The sequence below is a fragment of the Johannesbaptistia floridana genome (genome assembly GCF_057440575.1).
In genome coordinates this window covers 1-9,355 of the sequence record NZ_JALKVM010000286.1, presented here as the reverse complement: position 1 = coordinate 9,355, position 9,355 = coordinate 1, and the positions used below count along the sequence as shown (strand labels likewise).

Genomic DNA, 9,355 nt, shown 5'->3' with positions numbered 1-9,355 from the left:
AAGAATAGTCAATAATTAATACATCATCTCCCTCTCTTCCATCTACTGTGTCATCCCCTAAACCTGGGTTAATCGTATCATCGCCACTTCCTGCATCGATGACAATGTCGGCAAATTGACTAAAATTAAAACTATCATTACCACTTCCTGTAGTCAAACTGCCTGTAAATCTCTCGATACTGTTAATCACCGTACCATCAGGCAAACTTAGAAGATTACCCGTTTCATCTATGCTAATGTCTACTGTAACAGTACTCAAATCCGCATCTACCAGAGTATCTATGCCAGCTCCACCATCTATTTGATTAATTCCCCCATCATCAATAATAACGTCATTGCCTTGTCCTCCTTCAATACTATCGTCACCACCTTGATCATCAATGGTATCATCCCCTAAACCCCCAATAATCGTATCATCGCCATCACCCGTGAGAATATCGTCATCAGTCTGGGTGCCTGTTATATTAAATCTGTTAATATTATCAAATCTGACGGCGTTTTCATTGGAACCATTAGACCGATAGAGACTCCTAAACCCATCCACTGTTCCACTGGAAATACCAAAGTTACCGCCGATTCCAGCATCGCTAATGGAAGAATAGTCAATAATTAATACATCATCTCCCTCTCTTCCATCTACTGTGTCATCTCCTAAACCCGGATTAATCGTATCATCGCCTGGTGTACCAACTAAATTATCATTCCCATTTGTACCCACAAAATCAGCTAATTCTACTTGTACTTCTTGCCCATCAATAGTTAAAGTTGTGGTATCATCTTCAGCTTGCAGCGATTGTAACTCTTCTGTAATAATATTTTCCCCTTGGACATAGAGAGCAAAAATTCTTCCCTCATCTCCTACAGATTCCACAGGATTTACTTCTGCATCGATAAAGTGCCCGTATTCTTCTAAAATCACAGCAGCGATAACATTAAGATTTTCGGCATTTGCTTGTAAAAATGACTCAGACAGATAAATTTTATTAGTATCACGGGAATAAGCACCGTTTGCGCCGTTTAGCTCGTTTCCTTTGGGAATTTCAATGTCAACTACTGACTGAATATTAAAACTTCCACTGCTCCATAAACTATGATAAATAGATGAATTAATAGCATCACCAAAAGTAAGATTTAGTTTATCGTTAAACTCAGAATCGAGAGTAAAAGCCAATAACTGCTGATTTACGAGGGTTACAGCAGAACTAAGGATTAATGATAGGGATTTCATGAGACTAAATAATCTATAGTAATAATTTTTACAATTAAAGTAACATTATTTTGTCAATTATCAAATCAATTCTTTTCTTTTCGTAATAAAATTTGAAATTCTCGTTCTCTGATTATTAGCGATCGCACCTACTATAATTTAATCTCACTTTGTCCATCTTTCTCAAGATGTATTTACTACATTGTGTAACAAATTGCAAATTATATTCTTATAAGTGGTTAAATTTGTAGCTTTATTAGATGCTTGTGTCTTGCATTCTGCTCCTTTTCGTAGTTGAATTTTAGTATTTAAAGATACAGAAAAGATTAGAGTTTACTGCTAAGATTCTAAGGCTTGATAGGGCTAAAGCCCTACTACAAACTTGGGGAAAAGGCGATCGCCAAAAGAAGATTTTTACCCTTTCAAAAATTTAACAATCGCCTCTGTCAACCCCTCCAGGGTATATTCTTCTGCTTCTATATCTACTTTACCTAATAATTGGCGACAAGCTTGGGCAGTTTGAGGCCCTATTGCCGCTAGATAAACATTTTCTAATAAAGATGGTAAATCTTGCTCTAATTCACTGACTAGTTGCTTAAAGTTACCCACAGTTTTGGCACTACCAAAGGTGATAATAGAAATTTCTTTAGCTAACAAAGCTGATTTGGTAGCATCGTCAATTGTTTGAGGAGATTGGGATTGATAGGCAGCTACTTCTGTTACTATAGCACCAGAGTTACTTAATTCTCTAACTAAAATATCTCTCCCGCCACTTTCTACCCGAGGAAAAAGAATCTCTTGTTGAGTTAAACTTCCTGGAAAATTAGCCACTAAAGAATCAGCCACAAAATCAGGAGGAATAAAATCTGCTTTCAGATGATACTTGTTTAATGTGGCGGCGGTTTTTTTGCCCACAACGGCTATTTTTAAGCTTCCTAAAGCGCGTAAATCATAACCTAGGGTAGTAAGACGAGAAAAAAAATACTCTACACCATTGGCTGAAGTGAGAATTAACCAATTAAATTTACCTAAAGAGGAGATAGCCTCATCTAATGGTTGCCAATTCGAGGGGGGGGTAATTTCTAAAGCTGGCATTTCTAAAACCTTAGCGCCTTGTTTTTCTAGTAATTTGGTGAATTGACTAGATTGGCTGGCAGCGCGGGTTACTAAGATGGTTTGTCCTGTTAAGGGGAGAGAATCAGACATAAATCTCTTGTTAATTACTTGGCCTATAATAATGATTCCAGGAGAAATAGATATATTGCTAACTTTTTCTACTATATCCTCTAAAGTACCTAACCACAGCTTTTGTTTCCATGTACTAGCGTCACGAATAATTGCTACTAACTCCTGAGATGCTCTACCATGTTTAAGTAATTGCTGTACAATCTCAGGGAGATTGCGACCACCCATCAAAATCACAATAGTATCTATTTTAGCTATAGCTTCCCAGTCTAGATTTTCTGGTTGATGTCCTGTAAGTACCACAAAATGACGGCTTAGATGTTTATCGGTGAGGGGGATGCCTGCTAAAGAGGGGGCGGCGATCGCGCTCGAAAGTCCTGGTATGATACTATAGTTACATTGGGCGGCAATCATTGCTTCTATTTCTTCATTTGCCCTTCCAAAAATCAGAGGGTCTCCACTTTTTAGTCTAACTACTTGTTTGCCTTGATGACAATAAGCCACTAACAGTTGATTTATTTGGCTTTGAGGAGTGCTAACTTTACCTCCTCTTTTACCCACATCTATTTTTAAACATTCATCACTAACTAAATTCAGTAACTCTGGTGCAACTAAAGCATCATAGATTAGTACTTCTGCTGTTTTTAGCAATTCTACAGCCGATAAAGTCATTAAACTCAGTTTACCAGGACCTGCACCTACTAAATAAACTCTTCCTGAAGACATAATTGACACTTACTATTTTTTCTTAACCTCATATCAAAGCACGTAAATACAAAAGTACTGAAATTCGCCAACAGGCGAGAATCAATTTTTAAGCGCGATCGCATTAATTCTTTTACTCATTACTCATTACTCATTACTCATTACTCATTACTCATTACTCATTACTCAACCATCACCAGTAACATTAGGTAAAGATGCAAGATCTGAGTTAACGCCTGCTAATTCTAATGCCTCACTTAAACTATTACAGTAATTACTTAAACCATATTTTGCTGGATTAGCATAATTATTGTAGGTAAAATGACGATAATTTAAGCAAAAGCGGTCCCAATCTGCCATTCTAATCTTAAATACTTTGATAAAAAAATTAGCTAACCACAAAGACAAGGGTAAACGCAAGAAAATAGATTTATCTAAATGTACACAAATTTCCTCTAAGGCTTGATTAACTGTTAGAGGAGGATTAGCTAAAACTATTTGCTCTGATTGAGGATTTTCTGGAGGATTCTCTACTAAATATTTAACTACTTGAGCAATATCCCTAGCATGGATAAAATGGAAACTACCATCAGCTTGAAACCAACGGGCTAAATTAATCCAGTTAATAATATTAGGTAAACCTGCGGAAATATGAGAATAGGGTTTTTCTTCATCCCCCCCTAATACTAAAGTTGGAAAAACTGTGGTTATTTTATCAGCCATTTCCAGTTTATGTAATTCTGTAAAGCATTGATATTTTGTTTTAATATAGCTAGTGCCAATTTCTTTAGCTTCTGGTAGTAACTTATTTTCCTGATTTAGAATACTCGCTGTAGAAAAATATATAACTTGTTCACATACTTGGGGGTTTAGAGATTTAACTAGTTCAATTGTACTATTAACATTGATGTCATAAATTTCCTGTTCTCCTCCCCAAGAAGTTGCCGCTAGAATAGCAACATTGATAGATTGGAGTAACTCAGCAAACTGTTTAACTTCTCGTAAGTCTGCCTTAAGAATTGTGATACCAGGGCGAGTTGTATAGTTAAATTTTAGTTTATCAGGATTTCTTACCAGCAAATATAGCTCATATTCTGTTTCTGTAATTAAAGCTTCTGCTAAATAATGTCCAATACATCCACTTGCACCTGTTAATAGTATTTTTTTCTGCTGCATCAATTTCAGTAAATGTACAAATTTTTTCAAAAGAGATTATAACAAGTATAACCTCACATCAAAGTACCAGTAATTATTTTAAGCGCGATCGCATTAATTCTTTAACTCATGACTTCAAAACTTCTTTCACTTCAAGACTTCAAGACTTCAAGACTTCATTACTTCAAAACTCATTACTTCAAGATTCATCCACAAGTAACTTTGGGTTTTCTTAGATCTTGCCCCAGTGCAATTGTACTAAATAGGCCAACAGGCGAGAATCAATTTTTAAGGGGTTAGGATCAATTCTTTAACTCATTACTTCAAAACTCATTACTTATTACTCCAAAACTTCTTACTTCAAGACGTCTTGACTTCTTACTTCAAAACTCATTATTCATCCACAAGTAAATGAGTGATAAAGATGCAGGATCTGAGGTTTTGATGCGAGGGGTCTGAGTTTTATGGCGATTATTAAATCACAAACACTAGAATTAAGTTGGATAGAACTAAGAATTCTCAGTAAAAATCAAGTGAGAGTGAGTACATCTACTGTGAAGTATATTAAGTTTGTACAAGGCAATGATGCCACTGTGGGATAAACTACCTTTGACTGGTAATTACTACGATTTTTGAGTATTAGATGATTATCATGTAGGAAAAATGTTTACTAAATTGTCTCAGCAACCAAAAGCAAAAGCATCTTACCAGCAGTTTGAGGTAATTGAAAATGAGTGATGATATACTAACAAAAATTAATCAACTCAATGATGAAGTAGTAAGACTTTATGCTCAATCTCGTTACCTAGAGGGGGTTGCTTTTTGTATTGTGGCGATTGAGTTAGCCAAAAACAATAGTTTAACTCACATAGAATCTTACGCCGCTACGCTGAATAATCTAGCTGGGTTGCATCGACAATTGGGTAATTTATCTGAAGCTAAACAATATTTTGAGTTGGCTTTACAAATTACTGCTGAAACTGTGGGCACTAAAACCCAATCTTATGCTATTACTTTGCAAAATTTAGCTTTCTTATACCAAGATTTGAGGGAATTACCCAAAGCTAAAGAATATTTTGAGTTGGCTTTACAAATCAAAGCAAAGACTGTAGGCACTAAAACCCAATCTTATGCTATTACTCTAGAGAATTTAGCTAGTTTATATCAAAAATTGGCTAAATTATCCGAAGCTAAACGATGTTTTGAGCAGGTTTTACAAATCAAAGCAAAGACTGTAGGCACTAGAAATCAATCCTACGCTATTACTCTAGAGAATTTAGCTAGTTTATATCTACAATTGGGTAAATTATCCGAAGCTAAACGATGTCTTGAGCAAGCTTTAAAAATTAAAGTAAAAACTGGGAGGAGAAGAAAGCAATCCTACGTTACTACTCTAGAAAATTTAGCTGGTTTATACCAAAAATTGGGTAAATTACCCCAAGCTAAACAATGTTTTGAGTTGGTTTTACAAATCAAAGCAGAAACTGTAGGCAAGAAAACTGAATCCTACGCTATTACTCTCAATAATTTAGGTTTGTTATATCAAGACTTAGGGAAATTACTCAAAGCCAAGAAATATTATCACCAGGCTTTACAAATCAAAGCAGAGACGGTGGGCAAAAAAACCCAATCTTACTCTACTACTCTAGATAATTTAGCTGGTTTATATCTACAATTGGGTAAATTATCCGAAGCTAAGCAATATTTTGATCTGGCTTTAGAAATCAAAGCTGAAACTACAGGTAAAAAAACCCAATCTTACGCTATTACTCTACAGAATTTAGCCCGTTTGTATCTACAATTGGGTAATTTATCTAAAGCTAGACAATATTTTGAACTGGCTTTACAAATCAAAGCAGAAACTATAGGCAAGAAAGCCGAATCCTACGCTATTACTCTACAAAATTTAGCTGGTTTGTATCGACAATTGGGTAATTTATCGGAAGCTAGACAATATTTTGAGTTGGCTTTGCAAATTAAAGCCGAAACTATAGGCAAGAAAGCCGAATCCTACGCTATTACTCTGCAAAATTTAGCTGGTTTGTACCGACAATTGGGTAATTTACCCGAAGCTAAGCAATATATTGAACTGGCTTTACAAATTAAAGCCGAAACTGTGGGGAAACAAACTGAATCCTACGCTATTACTCTACAGAATTTAGCTGTGTTATACCGACAATTGGGTAATTTACCCGAAGCTGGACAGTATTTTGAGTGGGCTTTACAAATCAAAGCTGAGACTACAGGCAAAAAAACCGAATCTTACGCTATCACTCTCGATAATTTAGCTGGATTATACCGACAATTAGGTAAATTATCCAAAGCCAAACAATATTTTGAGTTGGCTTTGCAAATCAAAGCTGAAACTGTAGGCAAAAAAACCGAATCCTACGCTATCACTCTCCAGAATTTAGCTGGATTATACCGACAATTAGGCAATTTACCCCAAGCTAAGGAATATTTAGAGCTGGCTTTGCAAGTTTTAGCTGAGACTGTGGGTACTAAAACTGAATCCTACTTTACTACTTTAAATAATTTAGCTTTGTTACACCGACAATTGGGTAATTTACCCGAAGCTAAAAGATATCTAAAACAGGCTTTACAAGTTTTGGTAGAAACTGTAGGCAAAAAAACTCAATCCTACGCTATTACTCTCCAGAATTTAGCTTTGTTATACCGACAATGGGGCAATTTACCCCAAGCTAGGCTATATCTCAAGCAGGCTTTAAAACTTAAAGTAGAAACTGTGGGCAATAAAACTAAATCCTACGAATCCTACGCTATCACTCTACAAAATTTAGCTTTGTTACACCGACAATTGGGCAATTTACCTAAGGCTAGGGAATATTTACAGTTGGCTTTGCAAGCTAAAGCTGAAACTATAGGCAAAAAAACCGAATCCTACGCTACTACTCTACAAAATTTAGCTTTGTTACACCGACAATTGGGCAATTTACCCCAAGCTAGGAAATATTTAGAGTTCGCTTTACAGATTAAAATAGAAACTGTAGGCAATAAAACTGAATCCTACGCTATTACTCTCCAGAATTTAGCTTTGTTATACCGACAATTGGGTATTTCATCCCAAGCTAGGGAATATTTCGAGCTCGCTTTACACACTTTAGCCACCACTGTAGGCACTAAAACCGAATCCTACGCTATTACTCTACAAAATTTAGCTGGATTATCTCAACAATTGGGCAATTTGCCCCAAGCTAGGGAATATTTCGAGCTCGCTTTACACACTTTAGCCACCACTGTGGGCAGTAAAACTCCATCCTACGCTATTATTCTACAAAATTTAGCTTTGTTATCTCAACAATTGGGTAATTTATCCCAAGCTAGGGAATATTTCGAGCTCGCTTTACACACTTTAGCCACCACTGTGGGCAAAAAAACTCCATCCTACGCTACTACTCTTGATAATTTAGCTTCTTTACACCGACAATTAGGCAATTTACCTCAAGCTAAGCAATGTTTGGACCAAGCTTTACAAATTATTGCCGAATCTATTGGCACTAAAACTCCATCCTACGCTACTATTCTCGATAATTTAGCCGGGTTATCTCAACAATTGGGTAATTTACCCCAAGCTAGGCAATATTATCAGCAGTCTTTACAAATTATTGCCGCAACTATCGGCACTCAAACCAAATTCTACGCTACTACTCTCGATAATTTAGGTTTGTTATACCAACAATTGGGTAATTTACCCAAAGCTCAACAATATTTTGAACTGGCTCTACAAATTAAAGCTGAGGCAGTGGGTACTAAAACTCAATCCTACGCTATCACTCTACAAAATTTAGCTTCACTATCTCAACAATTAGGCAATTTACCCCAAGCTAGGCAATATCTCCACCTGGCTTTACAAATTAAAGCTGAGATTCTCTCGGAAATGCCCCATGAATAATCCGCGAATTCAAGCCAGTCCCATTCTTTACTTATTTATTTACTTATTATTTTATACTACATTATGGGCGAACTCCCCCATAAAAACATCATAACTTGATTACTAGATAATTGTCAAGAAACAAATCAATACATTATAACGGTAGTAGATTCGGCCCTTGGTTACTACACCCAACAAACATGAGTTTTGAAGTAATGAGTAACGAGTAACGAGTTTTGAAGTAAGAGAATTAATGCGATCGCGCTTAAATTTTGATTCTCGCCTGTTGGCGAATTTCAGTACTTTTGCACTTGCGTGCTTTGATATGAGCCAATCCCCAATATTTAGGATAAATATATATATATGTGTCTGTTGTTTTTTATAGCCTAAGATAAGCGATCGCCTGATAGATATATAATTTGTAACTAATTAAACAGATAAGCTTCTGATTACTAGATTATTGACGGTGCCTTACACGCAGGTTAACTCACCCGACAAACTTCTTTATTTATTTATTATTTTGTACTACATAAGGGGCGAATTCCCCCATAAGAACATGATAACTTGATTACTAGAATGCCCTAAGGCACCCATTCCATTCTTTACTTCTTTATTTATTTATTATTTTATACTACACAAGGGGCGAACTCCCCCCTACGAATATCATAACTTAATGACTAGATAATTGTCAAGGAAGAAATCAACACATTATAACGGTAGTAGGTTGGGCAGTAGTAGGGTGCGTTAGGCCGAAGATTTCTCTTGGTCAATCACAATGCCAGATAACGGATTGCCGTAACGCACCAAACATGAGTAATGAGTAATGAGTAACGAGTAATGAGTAAGAAGGTAGCCTGTACGTAGCCTGATTCTCCCTTGTCGGCCAATTTCTGTACTTTTGTTTTGGTGCTTTGATATGAGTTAACGCACCGCTCTGAGATTACCTGCTCAAAATTGCCAGCCTTTACCAGTTAATGGTTTGGGGTCACAAATAACTTGTGAAGTGGCGGAGAGCGCCTCCCAATAACTCAAGATTATTGACCACAAAACAGTATAAAAGTAGTTGTAGTAGTAGGGTGCGTTAGGCCGAAGATTTCTCTTGGTCAATCACAAGTAAGATAACGGATTGCCGTAACGCACCAAACATGAGTTTTGAAGTAATGAGTAACGAGTAATGAGTAAGAAGGTAGCCTGTAGGTAGCCTGTAGGTT

Annotated in this window: 5 protein-coding genes; 2 read left to right on the top strand and 3 right to left on the bottom strand. The window is 36.3% G+C overall.

Annotated elements, in window-relative coordinates; translation table 11 throughout:
• The 3 genes from MW688_RS17590 to MW688_RS17580 form a co-directional block, all read right to left on the bottom strand.
• On the bottom strand, positions 1 to 1,228 hold a 1,228-nt coding region (locus MW688_RS17590), incomplete at its 3' end, for a calcium-binding protein (protein ID WP_486737317.1).
• 393 nt (positions 1,229 to 1,621) lie between these two features.
• Positions 1,622 to 3,118: a uroporphyrinogen-III C-methyltransferase gene (gene cobA / locus MW688_RS17585; RefSeq protein WP_486737316.1), complete on the bottom strand. Its 1,497-nt coding sequence runs from the start codon at positions 3,116 to 3,118 to the stop codon at positions 1,622 to 1,624.
• A 165-nt stretch (positions 3,119 to 3,283) separates the two neighbouring features.
• Positions 3,284 to 4,273, bottom strand: a complete 990-nt coding sequence (locus MW688_RS17580; protein ID WP_486737318.1) for an NAD-dependent epimerase/dehydratase family protein — start codon at positions 4,271 to 4,273, stop codon at positions 3,284 to 3,286.
• A gap of 443 nt (positions 4,274 to 4,716) precedes the next feature.
• On the opposite strand from MW688_RS17580, the gene MW688_RS17575 reads away from it, so the two are divergent.
• Both MW688_RS17575 and MW688_RS17570 read left to right on the top strand, forming a co-directional pair.
• Positions 4,717 to 4,854 carry a hypothetical protein gene (locus MW688_RS17575; protein ID WP_486737315.1) on the top strand — a complete coding sequence of 46 codons (138 nt, stop codon included), beginning with the start codon at positions 4,717 to 4,719 and terminating at the stop codon, positions 4,852 to 4,854.
• Between the two features lie 128 nt (positions 4,855 to 4,982).
• Positions 4,983 to 8,165 carry a DUF2225 domain-containing protein gene (locus MW688_RS17570; protein WP_486737314.1) on the top strand — a complete coding sequence of 1,061 codons (3,183 nt, stop codon included), beginning with the start codon at positions 4,983 to 4,985 and terminating at the stop codon, positions 8,163 to 8,165.
• Positions 8,166 to 9,355: the final 1,190 nt, after the last annotated feature.